The organism is Mycobacterium sp. E136 (assembly GCF_001666865.1).
Taxonomy (GTDB): domain Bacteria; phylum Actinomycetota; class Actinomycetes; order Mycobacteriales; family Mycobacteriaceae; genus Mycobacterium.
In genome coordinates this window covers 60312-76186 of sequence record NZ_LZJE01000340.1, presented here as the reverse complement: position 1 = coordinate 76186, position 15875 = coordinate 60312, and the positions used below count along the sequence as shown (strand labels likewise).

Annotated in this window: 13 protein-coding genes, 1 pseudogene and 2 riboswitches; of the genes and pseudogenes, 5 read left to right on the top strand and 9 right to left on the bottom strand. The window is 68.6% G+C overall.

Annotated elements, in window-relative coordinates; all coding sequences use genetic code 11:
* Nucleotides 1-562: CNNM domain-containing protein (locus tag A5698_RS22890; RefSeq protein ID WP_231967498.1), on the bottom strand; the 562-nt coding region annotated here is incomplete at its 3' end.
* On the opposite strand from A5698_RS22890, the pseudogene A5698_RS22885 reads away from it, so the two are divergent.
* The 5 genes and pseudogenes from A5698_RS22885 to A5698_RS22865 all read left to right on the top strand — a co-directional run.
* Nucleotides 504-1343, top strand: a pseudogene (locus A5698_RS22885) (hemolysin family protein); the annotation flags it as partial. The gene A5698_RS22890 and the pseudogene A5698_RS22885 sit on opposite strands and share 59 nt — an antisense overlap.
* Nucleotides 1336-2388 carry a hemolysin family protein gene (locus A5698_RS22880; RefSeq protein ID WP_067083159.1) on the top strand — a complete coding sequence of 351 codons (1053 nt, stop codon included), beginning with the start codon at nucleotides 1336-1338 and terminating at the stop codon, nucleotides 2386-2388. The pseudogene A5698_RS22885 and the gene A5698_RS22880, both read left to right, overlap by 8 nt.
* Nucleotides 2381-3301, top strand: a complete 921-nt coding sequence (locus A5698_RS22875) for a 3-methyladenine DNA glycosylase (protein ID WP_197506864.1) — start codon at nucleotides 2381-2383, stop codon at nucleotides 3299-3301. Before A5698_RS22880 ends, A5698_RS22875 begins: the two co-directional genes overlap by 8 nt.
* A 47-nt stretch (nucleotides 3302-3348) precedes the next feature.
* Nucleotides 3349-5556 (top strand): malate synthase G, encoded by a 2208-nt coding sequence (locus A5698_RS22870; protein ID WP_068301523.1) that lies wholly within the window; start codon nucleotides 3349-3351, stop codon nucleotides 5554-5556.
* A gap of 33 nt (nucleotides 5557-5589) precedes the next feature.
* Entirely contained in the window at nucleotides 5590-7650 is a 2061-nt protein-coding gene (locus tag A5698_RS22865) for a substrate-binding domain-containing protein (RefSeq protein WP_068301507.1), read from the top strand.
* Here A5698_RS22865 and A5698_RS22860 read toward each other — a convergent pair.
* The 8 genes from A5698_RS22860 to A5698_RS22825 all read right to left on the bottom strand — a co-directional run bounded on the left by A5698_RS22860 (nucleotide 7631) and on the right by A5698_RS22825 (nucleotide 15875).
* The gene (locus A5698_RS22860) at nucleotides 7631-8512 is read right to left on the bottom strand and encodes an alpha/beta fold hydrolase (RefSeq protein WP_068301504.1); all 882 of its coding nucleotides are present in this window, start codon (nucleotides 8510-8512) and stop codon (nucleotides 7631-7633) included. The genes A5698_RS22865 and A5698_RS22860 overlap by 20 nt on opposite strands.
* A 75-nt stretch (nucleotides 8513-8587) precedes the next feature.
* Complete coding sequence (gcvP, locus tag A5698_RS22855; RefSeq protein WP_068301501.1) at nucleotides 8588-11434, bottom strand: aminomethyl-transferring glycine dehydrogenase; 2847 nt, start codon at nucleotides 11432-11434, stop codon at nucleotides 8588-8590.
* A 40-nt stretch (nucleotides 11435-11474) separates the two neighbouring features.
* A riboswitch (glycine riboswitch) is annotated at nucleotides 11475-11594 on the bottom strand.
* A riboswitch (glycine riboswitch) is annotated at nucleotides 11595-11692 on the bottom strand.
* Between the two features lie 109 nt (nucleotides 11693-11801).
* Nucleotides 11802-12437 (bottom strand): MerR family transcriptional regulator, encoded by a 636-nt coding sequence (locus A5698_RS22850; protein ID WP_068301498.1) that lies wholly within the window; start codon nucleotides 12435-12437, stop codon nucleotides 11802-11804.
* A gap of 230 nt (nucleotides 12438-12667) precedes the next feature.
* Nucleotides 12668-13162: a bifunctional nuclease family protein gene (locus A5698_RS22845; protein ID WP_059098552.1), complete on the bottom strand. Its 495-nt coding sequence runs from the start codon at nucleotides 13160-13162 to the stop codon at nucleotides 12668-12670.
* A gap of 60 nt (nucleotides 13163-13222) precedes the next feature.
* Nucleotides 13223-13972: a transcriptional regulator FtsR gene (gene ftsR, locus A5698_RS22840; protein WP_067286269.1), complete on the bottom strand. Its 750-nt coding sequence runs from the start codon at nucleotides 13970-13972 to the stop codon at nucleotides 13223-13225.
* A gap of 31 nt (nucleotides 13973-14003) precedes the next feature.
* The gene (gene garA, locus A5698_RS22835; RefSeq protein WP_067082990.1) at nucleotides 14004-14483 is read right to left on the bottom strand and encodes a glycogen accumulation regulator GarA; all 480 of its coding nucleotides are present in this window, start codon (nucleotides 14481-14483) and stop codon (nucleotides 14004-14006) included.
* A 133-nt stretch (nucleotides 14484-14616) separates the two neighbouring features.
* Nucleotides 14617-15012 carry a glycine cleavage system protein GcvH gene (gene gcvH / locus A5698_RS22830; protein ID WP_067082987.1) on the bottom strand — a complete coding sequence of 132 codons (396 nt, stop codon included), beginning with the start codon at nucleotides 15010-15012 and terminating at the stop codon, nucleotides 14617-14619.
* Between the two features lie 20 nt (nucleotides 15013-15032).
* Nucleotides 15033-15875: a DUF881 domain-containing protein gene (locus A5698_RS22825; protein ID WP_068301494.1), complete on the bottom strand. Its 843-nt coding sequence runs from the start codon at nucleotides 15873-15875 to the stop codon at nucleotides 15033-15035.

The following is a 15875-nucleotide window of genomic DNA, read 5'->3' as shown; positions in this document are numbered from 1 at the left end:
TCGGGTCCAACGCACCGCTGCGGGCCGAACTGCGCACCAGCGACACCAACTCCTGCGGGGAACGCGCCGAGCGCAGCTCCTCGGCGGGCTCGATGCCCAGCCGGCGCAAGATCGCGTTGGCGGTGCCGTTCGTCAGCCGGATCAGCGGTGTGAACAGCGCCGAGAACAGCAACTGCGGCGCGGCCGACCACCGCGCCACCGGAACCGGTCGGGCGACCGCCAGGTTCTTCGGCACCAGCTCGCCGAACACCATCGACAGCGAGGTGGCGATCAGGATCGCCAGCGCCAGCGCGATCCCGCCGGTGTATTGCGGCGGTACGCCGATCGCGTCAAGCGCCGGGTGGATCAGCCGGGCCACGACGGGTTCGGCCAGAAAGCCCGTCGCGAGCGTGGTGATCGAGATGCCGACCTGGGCGCCGGAGAGCTGGAACGACAGCGTGCGGTGCGCCCGTCGGACCAGCTGGTCGCGCCGGTTGCCGCTGCGCGCGTTGGCTTCCACCGTGCTGCGCTCGGCGCGTTCCCCGCAGGAGTTGGTGTCGCTGGTGCGCAGTTCGGCCCGCAGCGGTGCGTTGGACCCGATCACCGCGGTGCTGGTCGATCGGTCGCTGCGGTTCGGCGACCGCTCCGCGGAGGAGCTGATGACACCGCGGCAGAAGATCGAGGCCCTCGACGCCGACGCCACTGTCGAAGATCTGGTCACCGTCGCGATCCGGACCGGATACTCGCGGTTCCCGATCATCCGCGGCGACTTGGACGAGACGATCGGGATCGCCCACGTCAAGCAGGTGTTCGAGGTGCCGATCGACAAACGCGGCAGCACCCGGCTGGCGTCGCTGGCGCTGCCGGTGGCCAAGGTGCCCTCGACGTTGGACGGCGATGCGGTGATGACGCAGATCCGCGCCAACGGCCTGCAGACCGCGCTGGTCGTCGACGAATACGGCGGAACGGCGGGCATGGTCACGGTCGAGGACCTCATCGAGGAGATCGTCGGCGATGTTCGCGACGAACACGACGACGAAGCTCCCGACGTCGTGCCCGCGGGCCGCGGCTGGCAGATCTCGGGCCTGTTGCGCATCGACGAGGTCGCAGGCGCCACGCCGTTCCGCGCCCCCGAGGGCGACTACGAGACGATCGGCGGCCTGGTCCTCGAGAAGCTGGGCCACATCCCCGACGAGGGCGAGTCGGTCGAACTCGAGGCGTTCGACCCCGACGGTCCCCTCGAGGACCCCAACCGCTGGCTGGCCACCGTGCTGCGGATGGACGGGCGCCGCATCGACCTGCTCGAGCTGACCGAACTCGGCCGCAGCGGCGACGCCGTCGACGGGAGAAGCGTCGATGGGTGACTTCCTCGGTGTGCTGCTGACGGCGCTGCTGCTCGGCGTCAACGCGTTCTTCGTCGCCTCGGAGTTTGCGTTGATCTCCGCGCGACGCGACCGGCTGGAGGCGCTGGCCGAACAGGGCAAGAAGAGCGCCATCACCGTGATTCGCGCCGGTGAGCACCTGTCGCTGATGCTCGCGGGCGCCCAGCTCGGCATTACGATCTGCTCCATCCTGCTCGGCCGCGTCGGCGAACCCGCCGTCGCGCACCTGCTGGAGAAGCCGTTCGACGCCATCGGCGTCTCCGACGCGGTGTTGCACTCGGTGTCGTTCGTCGTTGCCTTGGCCGTGGTGGTCGTCCTGCATGTGCTGCTCGGCGAGATGGTGCCGAAGAACATCGCGATCGCCGGTCCGGAGTCGGCGGCGATGCTGCTGATCCCGACCTACCTGGTGTGGATCCGGATGGCCCGGCCGCTGATCGCCTTCTACAACTGGTGCGCCAACGCCACGCTGCGGCTGTTCCGGGTGGAGCCGAAGGACGAACTCGACGTCACGGTGTCCACGGTCGAGCTGTCGGAGATGATCGCAGAATCGCTGTCGGAGGGCCTGCTCGATCCCGAGGAGCACGGCAGGCTGACCCGGGCTCTGCAGATTCGCGACCGCGCCGTCAAGGACGTGGCATTCCCGCTGCGCGAGATCAGAACCGTGGCGGTGGCGCGCGAGGGCGCCGGACCGACGGTCGGCGCCGTCGAGGAGGCGCTGGCCGAGACCGGCTACTCGCGCTTCCCCATCACCGACGCGTCCGGTGCCTACCTCGGCTACCTGCACATCAAGGACGTGCTGGCGTTCGTCAACGACCCCGACGCCGTGCTGGACTTCGCGATGGTGCGCCCGCTGCCGGTGGTGTCTGCGTCTCTCCCGCTGCCCGACGCGTTGTCGCGGCTGCGGCGCACCAACAGCCACCTGGCGCTGGTCACCGGGCCCGACGGCAGCGTGACGGGAATGGTGGCGCTGGAGGATCTGGTCGAGGACCTGGTCGGCACCGTGCGCGACGGGACCCACCGTGTCTGACGTCGCCCTGTGCGCCCGGACCGCCGAACTGCTCGACGAAGAGGCCTGGACGGCCCGCGAGAGGGCGCACCAGCGTCGGGCCGACGCGTTCTGCGCCCCGCACCGCCGCCGGGCCCGCGCCGGCGAGAAGCACCCGGTCTGGGACTTCCTGTTCACCTACTACAGCCTGCGGCCCGGCCAGCTGCGCACCTGGCATCCCGGCTTCGGCGTGGCCCTCGTCGGCGCGCCGGCGCAGCGCTTCCTAAGACGGACTGGTTACACGCGTGACCACCACGTCGTGACGGTGAGCCCCGAATACCTGGCCGCGCGCATCGACACGGTCCGCTTCGTCGCCCGCCTGCTGCGCTCGACCGAGGCCCGTCAGGCGCGGCTGAACTGCTTCGGGCTGCACGAATGGGCGATGGTCTACCGGGCGCCGACGGTACGCCACGACGGCGTGCCCTTGCGGCTCGGCGCGGCGGGCACCGACGCGGTTGTCGACTCGATGCCGTTGCGCTGCAGTCACTTCGACGCGTTCCGCTTCTTCACCGAACCCGCAGCCCGGCTGAACGCCGAACAGCTCTCCCGGCGGCGCCAGGTCGACACCGAACAACCGGGCTGCCTGCACGCTTCGATGGATCTGTACAAGTGGGCCTTCAAACTCGGACCCCTGGTGCACTCGGAATTGGTGATGGACTGCCTGGCACTGGCTGCCGAAGCCCGCGAACTCGACATGCGGGCCAGCCCCTATGATCTCCGCGAATACGGATTCGAGCCGATCGCGATCGAGACACCGGCCGGTCGTGCCGAATACGTGCGGATCCAGCAAATCATTGCGGAGCGGGCGACGCCGTTGCGGGCCGACCTGGCCGATCGGTGCGAACGGCTTCTCGCCGCGGCCGCCGGCGGCGGCGGACCGGCAGGTTGCGAATAAGCCCGGTTACCGCTGGGTAAGCTGGAGCGACAGTTCTAGGAGGAATGATGACCGATCGCGTGACGGTGGGGAACCTGCGCGTGGCCAAGGTGCTGTACGACTTCATCAACAACGAGGCGCTGCCCGGCACCGACATCGAACCCGACACCTTCTGGTCCGGCGTGGACAAGGTCGTCGCCGATCTGACCCCGAAGAACGAGGAACTGCTGGCCAGGCGGGACGATCTGCAGGCCCGCATCGACAAATGGCACCGGCAGCGGGTCATCGAGCCGCTCGACCACGACGCGTACAAGGAGTTCCTGACCGAGATCGGCTACCTCCTGCCCGAACCCGACGACTTCACGATCACCACCGCGGGCGTCGACGACGAGATCACCACGACCGCCGGCCCGCAGCTGGTGGTGCCGATCCTCAACGCCCGCTTCGCGCTCAACGCCGCGAATGCGCGCTGGGGTTCGCTCTACGACGCGCTGTACGGCACCGACGTGATCCCCGAGGACGACGGCGCGGAGAAGGGCGAGAGCTACAACAAGGTCCGCGGCGACAAGGTCATCGCGTACGCCCGCATCTTCCTCGACGGCGCCGCACCGCTGGCTTCCGGTCAGTGGAGTGAGGCGACCGGTCTGCGTATCGACGACGGCCAGCTGCTCATCGATCTGGGTGACGACAACTCCGTCGGGCTGGCCACCCCCGAGCAGTTCGTCGGTTACACCGGCGAACTCGGAGCGCCGCAGTGGTCGGTGCTGTTGCGCAACAACGGATTACACGTCGAAATCCTCGTCGACCCCGAGTCGCCCGTCGGCTCGACCGACGCCGCAGGCATCAAGGACGTCGTCCTGGAGTCCGCGGTCACCACGATCATGGACTTCGAGGATTCCGTCGCGACCGTCGACGCCGACGACAAGGTGCTCGGATATCGGAACTGGCTGGGCCTCAACCGCGGCGACCTCACCGAAGAGGTGAGCAAGGGCGGTAAGACCTTCACCCGCCGGCTCAACGAGGACCGCACGTACACCACCCCGGACGGCGAGGGTGAGCTGACGCTGCCCGGCCGCAGCCTGCTGTTCGTGCGCAACGTCGGCCACCTGATGACCAACGACGCGATCGTCAGAACCGACGCCAACGGCCAAGAAGTCGAGGTTTTCGAGGGCATTCAGGATGCGCTGTTCACCAGCCTGATCGCGATCCACGGCCTCAAGTCCGGCGACGGTAACGGCCCGCTGGTCAACAGCCGCACGGGCTCGGTCTACATCGTCAAGCCGAAGATGCACGGCCCCGACGAGGTCGCCTACACCATCGAGTTGTTCGGCCGTGTCGAGGACGTGCTGGGGCTGCCGGCCAACACGCTCAAGGTCGGCATCATGGACGAGGAGCGGCGCACCACCGTCAACCTCAAGGCCTGCATCAAGGCCGCCGCCGACCGGGTGGTGTTCATCAACACCGGCTTCCTCGACCGCACCGGCGACGAGATCCACACCTCGATGGAAGCGGGTCCGATGATCCGCAAGGGCGCGATGAAGAGCACCCAGTGGATCCAGGCGTACGAGGACCAGAACGTCGACATCGGCCTGGCGGCCGGCTTCTCCGGCAAAGCCCAGATCGGCAAGGGCATGTGGGCGATGACCGACCTGATGGCCGACATGGTCGAGCAGAAGATCGGCCAGCCCAAGGCCGGCGCCACCACCGCGTGGGTGCCGTCGCCGACCGCGGCCACGTTGCACGCCATGCACTATCACGAGGTCGACGTGTACGAGGTACACAAGGAGCTGCAGGGCGAAAAGCGCACCAGCATCGAGCAGCTGCTGGCGGTGCCGCTGGCCAAGGAACTGGCCTGGGCGCCGGAGGAGATCCGCGAGGAGGTCGACAACAACTGCCAGTCGATCCTCGGCTACGTGGTGCGCTGGATCGACGCCGGTGTCGGATGCTCGAAGGTGCCCGACATCCACAACGTCGCGTTGATGGAAGACCGTGCGACGCTGCGTATTTCGAGCCAGCTGCTGGCGAACTGGTTGCGCCACGGCGTTATCACGCCCGACGATGTGGTGGCCAGCCTCAAGCGGATGGCCGCCGTCGTCGACAAGCAGAACGAGCAGGATCCCGAATTCAAGCCGATGGCAACGGATCCGGATCACAACATCGCGTTCCAAGCCGCGCAGGAGCTGATCCTGTCGGGTGCCGAACAACCGAACGGCTACACCGAGCCGATCCTGCATCGCCGCCGCCGCGAGTACAAGGCCGCAAACAGCGGTGCGTGATCCGGTGACCGGTCGGCGTCAGTAAGGGCGGAAGTGGGCAGGCACAGCAAACCGGATTCCGAGGACTCGCCAGGTGGGGGCTTCGGCGAGCGGCACGACGAGTCGCAGACCGAGCGTTTCGGCTACCTCCATGACGAACCGGACCGCGGGGACGCGGGGTACGACGCCGGCGCCGATTACGAGGACGGCTCCGACTACGAAGACGGCTCCGACTACGACGACGTAGACGACCCCGCCTACTCGGATGGCCCGGACTACACCGACGCGCCGGATCACACACCCGACTTCGAGGATGACGCCGGATCGGCCCCGCCGTCTCGCCCGATTCGCAGGCACAGCGGCGAGTGGGAGGGCGGCGAGTGGACCGGCAGCCACCGCGCGGTCACCGCGGGCAGGCGCGGCGTCAGCGTCGGCGTCATCGCGGCCCTGGTGGCGGTCGTCGTCCTCGTCGGCGCAGTCATCTTGTGGCGCTTCTTCGGTGACGCCCTGTCCGATCGCACCGATCAGGCGGCTGCGCGCTGCGTGGATGGCGAACTGTCCGTCGCGGTGGTGGCCGACCCGAATATCGCCGAACCGATCCAGTCGCTGGCCAACCGGTACAACGAGACTGCGGCCCCGGTGGCCGACAAATGCGTGAAGATCGGCGTCAAACCCGCCGAATCCGATCAGGTGGTCAACGGCTTCATCGGGCCGTGGCCGAAGGAACTGGGCGACCGCCCCGCGCTGTGGGTTCCGGGCAGCTCGGTGTCGGCCGCCCGGCTCGAGGCCTCGTCGGGTGCGCAGACGATCATCGACAGCCGGTCGCTGGTCACCTCCCCCGTCGTGCTGGCCGTCCGGCCGCAGCTCAAAAGTGCCTTGGCGCAGCAGAATTGGTCGACGCTGCCCAGCCTGCAGAGCAACCCGACGGCGCTGGACGGCCTGAACCTCCCGGGCTGGGGCTCGCTGCGGCTGGCGCTGCCGCTGACCGGCGACAGCGACGCGTCCTATCTCGCCGCGGAGGCGATCGCCGCCGCGTCGGCACCGGCCGGTGCACCAGCGAGCGACGGCACACGCGCGGTGAACACCATGATGGCGGGTCAGCCGAAGCTCGCGGACAAGAAGACTTCGACCGCGTTGGATGCGCTGGTCAAGGCGTCCGATCCGGCCGCGGCGCCCGTGCACGCCGTCGCCATCACCGAACAGCAACTCTTCCAGCGCAGCGCGGATCTGCAGGACGCCGCCAAGGTGGTGTCCGCGTGGTTGCCGCCAGGGCCCGCGGCGGTCGCCGACTATCCGACCGTGCTGCTGTCGGCGGACGGGTTGACGCAGGAACAGAAGAGCGCCGCAAGCGAATTCGCCCGATTCATGCGCAAACCCGAACAGCTCGCCGAACTGGCCAAGGCCGGGTTCCGCGCGCAGGGCATGACGCCGCCGGACAGCGACGTCGTGGACTTCGGGCCGGTGCCGGCGCCGCTGTCGGTGGGTGACAACGAGACCCGCGCGCTGCTGGCCAACGCCCTGACCGCCCCGGCGGCCAATCCGGCGGTGACGATCATGCTCGACCAGTCCATGCCTACCGACGACGGCGGACGACCTCGGCTGTCCAATGTCGTCTCCGCGCTCAACGCCCGTCTGCAGGCGTTGCCTGCATCGGCGGCGGTGGGGCTGTGGACGTTCGACGGCACGTCGGGCCGTTCGGAGGTGAGCACCGGACCGCTCAGCGATCAGGTGAACGGGCAGCCGCGTTCGGCGGCGCTGACCTCGACGCTGGACGGACAGTCCGCCTCGGGCGGCGGCGCGGTGTCGTTCACGACGCTACGGCTGGTCTACACCGAAGCGATGGCGAATTACCGTCAGGGGCAGAAGAACTCGGTCCTGGTGATCACGACCGGGCCGCACACCGACCAGACCCTCAACGGGGACGGGCTGCAGCAGTACATCCGCGGCGCGTTCGACGAGGCCAAGCCGGTGGCGGTCAACGTCATCGACTTCGGTTCGGACTCCGACCGCGCGACCTGGGAGGCGGTCGCCGAGATCAGCGGCGGCAGCTACCAGAACCTGGACAGCTCCGACTCCCCCGAGCTGACGTCGGCGATCACGAACTTCCTCGGCTAGCGTCGAGCAGGCTGAGCGCGGCCCGGCTGAACACATCGGGCACCTCGACCTGTGGATAGTGGCCGACGCTCGGCAGCTCGACGACGTCCGCGTGGGGCCGCAGTTCGCGCAGACCGTCGAGCACATTGCCCGTCGCGACCGGATCGTCGAGCGCCCACAAGAAGCTCAGCGGCTTGCCCCAATCACGCACGGCGCCATGCCATCGCGGCGCGAACTCCACACGCTCGTTGAGGTAGTAGATCAGCAGGTGCGCGATCCGGTTCCCGTCGTTGTGGGCCAGCAGCGCCCACTGTGCCTCGGCTTCCTCGCGGGTCAGCGGGTGCGCGGCGCTGAACAGCCTGCCGAACCCGCGGGCGAAGCCGCGTTCGTTGGTCAGCCGGGCGAACACCGGCCCGAGCGGACCGCGCAGGATCTTCTGCGCCGGCCGCAGGCTCGCCCGGTCCAGGAGGACGCTGCCGTTCGTCAGCACCGCCGCGCGCAGGTCGAAGGGCAGCTTGCCGTCGATGTCGCGCGCGAGCAGTTCGGTCGCCACCGACGTGCCCATGTCGTGGGCGACCATCACGACCGGGCCCGTCGTCGTCTCGGCCACCACGGACTGCACGATGTCGGCCTGCTCGAACAGGCTGTACCGGTGCGGGCGTGGTTTGTCCGACAGCCCGAAGCCGAGGAAGTCCAGCGTCACCCAGGCCCGACCCTCCAGGTGCGGCACCACGCCTCGGTAGTCGTAGGAACTCGACGGATAGCCGTGCAGCAGCAGGATCGTCGGGCCGTCGCCGGGGGCGCTGCGGACGAACACCTTCCCCGCCGCCGTGCTCAGCAGGCGACCGCCGTCCCGCCACTCCGCGACCGTCGGTGGTAGCACGCCAGCACTGTATCCGCCGAACGTGGGTTGCCGACACGAATTTCGCCGTCGGTGAGACGGTATGGCAGGCGTCGGTCAGGCGAACGCCTCCACCGGCGGACAGGAGCACACCAGGTTGCGGTCGCCGTACGCGCCATCGATCCTGCGCACCGGAGGCCAGACCTTGGGGCGGTAGTTCTTGCCCAGCGGATAGGCGGCCTGCTCGCGGGTGTAGGGGTGGTCCCAGTCCTCGACGAGGAGGGACTCCGCGGTGTGGGGTGCCCCGCGCAGCGGATTGTCGTCGACGGGCCAGGTGCCGTCGCCGACCTTGTCGATCTCGGCGCGGATCGCGATCATCGCTTCGCAGAACGCGTCGACCTCGGCGAGGCTTTCGCTCTCGGTCGGCTCGACCATCAGCGTGCCCGCGACCGGGAAGCTCATGGTCGGTGCGTGGAACCCGTAGTCCGCCAACCGCTTTGCCACATCGTCGACAGTGACGCCGGTCTGCTTGGTGATGGTGCGCAGATCGAGGATGCACTCGTGGGCGACCATGCCGTTCTCGCCGGTGTAGAGCACCGGGTAGTACTCGTCGAGACGGCGGGCGATGTAGTTGGCCGACGCGATGGCGGCCAGCGACGCGGCGCGCAGGCCGTTCGCGCCCATCATCCGGATGTAGGCCCAGCTGATCGGCAGGATCGACGCCGACCCGTAGGGCGCCGCCGAGACGGTGTGCTTCTCGGGAAGCTCGTCGGCCAGCGGATGTCCGGGCAGATACGGCGCCAAGTGCGCGCGGACCGCGACCGGACCCACGCCAGGCCCCCCGCCGCCGTGCGGGATGCAGAACGTCTTGTGCAGGTTGAGGTGGCTGACGTCGCCGCCGAAACGGCCGGGACGGGCCAGGCCGACGAGCGCGTTGAGGTTGGCGCCGTCGACGTACACCTGACCGCCGGCGTCGTGCACGGCCGCGCAGATGTCGGCGATGTCGTGCTCGTAAACCCCGTGCGTGGACGGGTACGTGATCATCAGCGCGGACAGGCGATCCGCGTGCTCGCTCACCTTCGCGCGCAGGTCGTCGAGGTCCACGTCGCCGTTCGCGCGGCACGCCACCACCACGACCCGCATACCGGCCAGCGCCGCCGAGGCCGCGTTGGTGCCGTGCGCGCTGGACGGGATCAGGCAGACGTTGCGGTCGGGCTCGCCGTTCTCGGCGTGATACGCCTGGATCGCGAGCAGACCGGCGTACTCACCCTGCGAACCGGCGTTGGGCTGCAGCGACACCGCGTCGTATCCGGTGATGCCGATCAGCCACTGCTCCAGATCCGCGATCAGCTTGCGCAGACCCGGAGTGTCGGAGGCCGGGGCGAACGGATGTTGACGGCCGAACTCCGGCCAGGTGATCGGCTCCATCTCGGCGGCCGCGTTGAGCTTCATCGTGCACGAGCCGAGCGGAATCATGCTGCGGTCCAGGGCGATATCCTTATCGGCCAGCGACCGCAGGTAGCGCATCATCTCGGTCTCGGTGCGGTACCGGGTGAACGCGGGATGGGTCAGGAACTCCGATGTGCGCGTCGCGATGCGGGGACCGTCGAAGTCCGCGTCGACCGGCGCCGCCGAGAACGCCGACAACACCGCCTCGACGTGCGCATCGGTGGTCGCCTCGTCACAGGCGACCGAGACGTGGTCGTCGTCGACAAGCCACACGTTGATGCCGCGCGCCTTGGCCGCGTCACGCACCGCCGCCGCCCGGCCCGGCACCTCGGCCAGCACGGTGTCGAAGAACGAGCGGTGCACGATCTGCACCCCGGCCGCCGAGAGTGCGGCAGCCAGCGCCCGGGCCCGCTCGTGCACGCGGTGCGCGATCCCGGTCAGGCCGTCGGCGCCGTGGTAGCTGGCGTACATCGCGGCCATCACCGCCAACAGAACCTGCGCGGTGCAGATGTTGCTGGTCGCCTTGTCGCGGCGGATGTGCTGTTCGCGAGTCTGCAACGCCAGCCGGTACGCCGGGGCACCGTCGGCGTCGAGCGACACCCCGACGAGGCGGCCCGGCAGCTGACGCGCGTGCTTGGCGTGCACGGCCAGGTATCCCGCGTGGGGTCCGCCGAATCCCATTGGCACACCGAACCTTTGGGTGCTGCCGAAGGCGACGTCGGCGCCGATCTCGCCGGGCGGGGTGAGCAGCATCAACGCCAGCAGGTCGGCGCCGATCGCGACCAGTGCGCCGCGGTCGTGGGCCTGGGCGACGAGATTGCTCCAGTCGACGACGGCACCACTGGCCCCCGGCAGCTGCGTGACGACGCCGAAGAACTCGCCCTCGGGTAGCCCCTGGGTCAGGTCGGCGGTGACGATCTCGATGCCGAGCGGCTCGGCGCGGGTGGCCAGCACGGCGGCGGTCTGCGGGTACAGGTCGGCGTCCACAGCGAGGCGGTTGGACGAGCCGCGCATGGCCCGATGCATCAGCGTCATCGCCTCGGCGGCCGCCGTGCCCTCGTCGAGCATCGACGCGTTGGCGACCTCGAGGGCCGTCAGGTCGGTCACCATGGTCTGGAAGTTGAGCAGCGCCTCGAGGCGGCCCTGGCTGATCTCCGGCTGGTACGGGGTGTACGCGGTGTACCAGGCGGGGTTCTCAAGGATGTTGCGGCGCAACACCGGTGGGGTGAGCGTGTCGAAGTAGCCTTGGCCGATCATCGACACCGCGACGGTGTTCTGGTCGGCCAGCGCGCGCAGTTCGGCGAGCGCCTCCTCCTCGGTGGCGGCAGCGGGCAGCCGATCGAGGCCCGGGGCCAGGCCGTCGGCCGAGAGCGCGTCGAGAATGTTGGCCGGCAGCGCCTTCTCGGCGAGCTCGTCGAGTGAGGAGACGCCGATGGCCTTCAGCATCGTGGCGACGGCGTCGGCATCGGGTCCGATGTGACGGTCGGCGAAGTTGGGCTGGTGGTGATCGAACACTCGGGCTACTCCAGATGCGTGCAGGCAGAGAACCGCTGGGTCCTCCCCCTCTGTCGTCGACCCGCTGCGGGTGCCTGAGAGATTCGGCGATCGCGACGGTGCGAGATTCGCCTTTCCCCATGGGCGGGCGAGCGCTGCTCACCGCTTTCCAGAGGCATCGGGGTCTCGTGCGGTCCTGGTGCCTGAGAGGTTGACGGAGAGGTGTTGCTCCTTCGGCGTCCGTGACTGGCCGTCACGAAACTCTCCCGCACAAGCGCGATGCGTTGGCCAGTTTACCGGTGGGTCCTGTCAGACCGCGAGCAGACGCGAACATGCCCATTTCGCGCCGGAAAGAGGCAAGTTTGCGTCTGCTCGCGCAGAAAGGTGGCTAGCCGATCTTGCGGTCGCGGTGCTTACGCCGCGACGCCAGCTCGTCCTCGGGTGCGGCGATCGACTCGCCGCCGTCGGCGCGTTCGCCGGGGAAATCGGCGATCGCGCCGGTCAACTCCCGCATGGCGCCTGACACGGCGATGCCGAACACGCCCTGACCGCCCTGCAGCAGGTCGACGACCTCTTCGGCCGACGTGCACTCGTAGACCGTGGTGCCGTCGGAGAACAGCGTGATGTTGGCCAGATCGCGAACCCCGCGCTGGCGCAGGTGGTCGACGGCGACGCGGATGTTGTGCAGCGAGATGCCGGTGTCGAGAAGCCGCTTGACGATCTTGAGGACCAGGATGTCCTTGAACGAGTACAGCCGCTGGCTGCCGGAGCCGGCCGCGCTGCGGATGGACGGTACGACCAGCGACGTCCGCGCCCAGTAGTCGAGCTGGCGGTAGGTGATGCCGGCGATCTGGCAGGCGCTCGGTCCGCGGTAGCCGACGAGCTCGTCGGGCACGGAGTTGTCGGGGAACAGCCCCGCCTGCACGGGTTCTTCGGTCGTCGCCGAGGCGTTGGTCGGTTCCGAATCCGCGGGGCCGCTAGCAGCAGTGAGGTCCAGCTGCTCCTGACGTGGCGTGTCTCCCACTTGTAGATTCCTCTCGCCGATCGAACCCGCGTCTGTGACCTCGCGTGGGGCACACATTTGCCAAGCCCGAGTGTGTCGAGCATACGCTTCTCGCCGTCCGTGGACTGCCCATCAGTGGTCCGGCTCTCAAAGTATGGCTGCCCATCTCGCCGATGGGGAAACCCCGCACCGCGTGTCGAAGTGACGAGACGTTTCCGTGACAAACCGTCACGGAGCCTGCCCAGGTCGGGCTAGGTCGCCTTGAAGTCGTCGGGTGAGACGCTGTCGAGGAACTCCTTGAACTTCTCGACCTCGTCCTCGCGCACCGCGCCCGCGGCCTCGTCGTCGTTCTCGTCCGGAATGATCAGGCCGGCCTCGGCCAGCACCGCTTCCTCGACATAGATCGGCACCCCGACCCGCAGCGCGATCGCGACCGAATCGGACGGGCGCGCCGACACCTTGATGTCGCGGTCGAAGATCAGGTCGGCGTAGAAGGTGCCCTCCTGCAGGTCGACGATGCGCACCTCTTTGAGCGAATGACCAAGCGCGGCAATGACATCTCGGATCAGATCGTGCGTCAGCGGTCGCGCCGGCTCGACACCCTGCTGTTCGAGCGCGATCGCAGCGGCCTCGGACTGCCCGATCCAGATGGGCAGATATCGGTCGCCGTTCGACTCCCTCAGCAGCAGGACCGGCTGGTTCTGCGGCTGCTCAACGCGAATGCCGACCACACGAACCTCACCCATCTGTGTCTGCCCTCCGCACCGAAGAAGCGAGCCTGATAGCCATCGCTTCGAGTCTAATCCTCAGCGATCCAGTACGTCGCGCACAGCCGACTTGATCAGCGATGTGTGCAAGGTGATTGCCAGGGCCGCCACCTCGCGTGCCAGGTCGTCGGCCCGGTCGCGCGCGCCGGCCTTGTTGCCCTTGACGATCGGCCCGGCGATCTGCGCGATCAGGTCGGACTGCCGGTCGGCCGCCGACCGGAACGCCCGCAGATGCCGAGGCTCGACACCGTAGTCGGCCAACGCACGGGCACACTGCGCGATCACCACGGAGTGCTCGTCGAAGAACCCACCCGGGCCGGTGGTGATGATCCCGGACTTCACGAGCGCGCTGAGCAGCTCCTCGTCGACGCCCGAGCGCGCCAGCAGGTCCTCCCGCGACAGCCGCACCTGCGTCGGGGCCACCGCCGCCGCACCCGCGGCGTTGTCGTCGCCGTCAGTGCCGTCTGGGGAGACCGGCACCAAACGCGGTACGCCGTACGCGGATCCATGTGACGGCAACTCACCGTCGGGCTGCGCGTCGAGCTGCGCCTTGATCACCTTCAACGGCAGGTACTGGTCGCGCTGGGCGGTGAGGATGAACCGCAGGCGCGCGCAGTCGTAGGCGGTGAACCGCCGATAACCCGACGCGGTGCGCTCAGGAGTGACCAGGCCTTCGGCCTCCAGGAAGCGAATCTTGGAGATGGTCACGTCCGGGAAGTCCGGTCGCAGCAGATCGAGGACCGCTCCGATCGACATCCCAGTGAGCGCGGGAGTGTCGGGTGCGCCCATGGCTACTCTTCGCGCATGCGCTGGTCGAGCACTAGCCGGCCTGACCGCTGTCGTCGTTCTTGGGCCCGGTGAGGAACACCAGGCGGAACTTCCCGATCTGCACCTCGTCGCCGTTGGCGAGCACCGCGGAGTCCACCGGTTCGCGGTTGACGTAGGTGCCGTTGAGGCTGCCGACGTCGACCACCTGGAACTCGCCGCCCTCGAGGCGGAACTCGGCGTGCCGACGGCTCACCGTTACGTCGTCGAGGAAGATGTCGCTGTCGGGATGCCGACCGGCCGACGTGGTGGGCTGGTCGAGCAGGAACCGGGAACCGGCGTTCGGCCCGCGCTTGACGACCAGCAGCGCCGATCCGGCGGGCAGACCCTCGACGCCCGAAACGGCGCCCTCGGTTCCCGCCGTGGCCGGGGCGTCCAGTTCGTTGAGGAAGTCCGCGCGGAAGACGGATGTCGTTTCCACGGTGACTTCGTCAGACGTCTGGTCGGTCCCAGAGTTCTGGTCGTTTTCCGTCACCCGCTGCTCCTAACTGGCTGCTGTGGCGATACCGCGTCTGGTGTCGACCGTACCGCGCGGCGAGCGTCGTTGTGCCCACCACCGCCGGATCCGCCCTAGTTGGCGTCCGGTCTGCAAAACCCTAACAACTCCGTCATTCCGACACCGTGCCGCGGTAGCCGTCGGCGTCCAGGAGCCCGCCCAGCCCTTCCTCCAGCGCCGCGGCATCGGCCTGCAGCTCGATCAGCCAACCCTCGCCGTAGGGGTCGGAGTTCACGAGCTGCGGACTTCCCTCGAGATCACCGTTGACCGCAACGACTTTCGCCGTGACGGGGGCGTAGAGGTCCGACACCGACTTGGTGGACTCCACCTCGCCGAACGACTCGCCGGCGGTCACCTCGGTGCCGACGTCGGGCAGTTGGACGAACACCACGTCACCCAGCGCCGACTGGGCGTAGTCGGTGATACCGACGCGCACGGTGTCGTCGCCGGTGCGCAGCACCCACTCGTGCTCCTCGGTGTAGTGCAGGTCGGCTGGGATTTCGCTCACGGCGCTCCTCGTAGGTCAGCTCATTTGACTGGCTGAGCGTATTGGCGCTGTTTCGGTTGCCGCAAGGCGGTCACGTCGACGCGCTCGGACTGTTGCACGGTCATGGTGCCGCCGACGCGTTCGACGCTGTCCATCGCGCCGCCGGGGATCGTCATCGCCGCGGCCAGGGTCGGCGGATCGCCAATGGCCAGAACCGAATACGGTGGGTTCATCGTGACGTCGTCGACCACCAGGGCGCCAGGGTTGCCAACGACCCAGGTGTCGACACCGACGCGCACCGCGGTCGCTGAGTCCGGTCCCCCGGCGCGGATCTCCATCGCCTCGGCACCGGCGTTGCGCAGCTCGTTGATCACGTCGAGCAGTGTTTCGGCCGGCACACCGGGCGTGGTGTCGGTGATGGTCAACGTCACGCCGGGCCCGGTCGCGGGCACGGTGCCGATCAGGATGGACAGCGCGGCCAGCCGGGCCTGGGCGTTCTCGATGGCCGCCTGGTCGCTGCTGCCCGACGCCTGCAGCTGGGCCAGGGTGCGCTGCAGATCGCTCAACTCGGTGTTGAGCGCGGCTTCGCGCTGCTGCAGCGAGTCCAGCAGCACCAGCAGGTCGGCGGGCCGGGCCGTCTCCAGCGAGTCACCGGACTCGTTCTGCCGGACCTGGGTCACGATCGCCACGCCGAGCAGCACGCACAGCACCACGGCCAGCGCCCCGAACACCACCTGCGAGCGGCCCCGACGCAGCACCCCGGCCACCCCGCCCGCGTGCAGCTCACCGATCTCCGGCGACGGCTCATCGCGCGGCAGTTCGTGACGGCCACCCGCCTGTACGTGGTCGTCGGGTTCGGAGTGCTGCGGTGTGTGCTCACTCAT

Excerpts from the sequence above, each read along its gene's own strand:
- A5698_RS22845 (WP_059098552.1), bottom strand. The coding sequence starts at position 13,162 with ATGGGTGAGGTTCGTGTGGTCGGCATTCGCGTTGAGCAGCCGCAGAAC.
- A5698_RS22870 (WP_068301523.1), top strand. The coding sequence starts at position 3,349 with ATGACCGATCGCGTGACGGTGGGGAACCTGCGCGTGGCCAAGGTGCTG.
- A5698_RS22825 (WP_068301494.1), bottom strand. The coding sequence starts at position 15,875 with ATGAGTGAGCACACACCGCAGCACTCCGAACCCGACGACCACGTACAG.
- ftsR (WP_067286269.1), bottom strand. The coding sequence starts at position 13,972 with ATGGGCGCACCCGACACTCCCGCGCTCACTGGGATGTCGATCGGAGCG.
- A5698_RS22880 (WP_067083159.1), top strand. The coding sequence starts at position 1,336 with ATGGGTGACTTCCTCGGTGTGCTGCTGACGGCGCTGCTGCTCGGCGTC.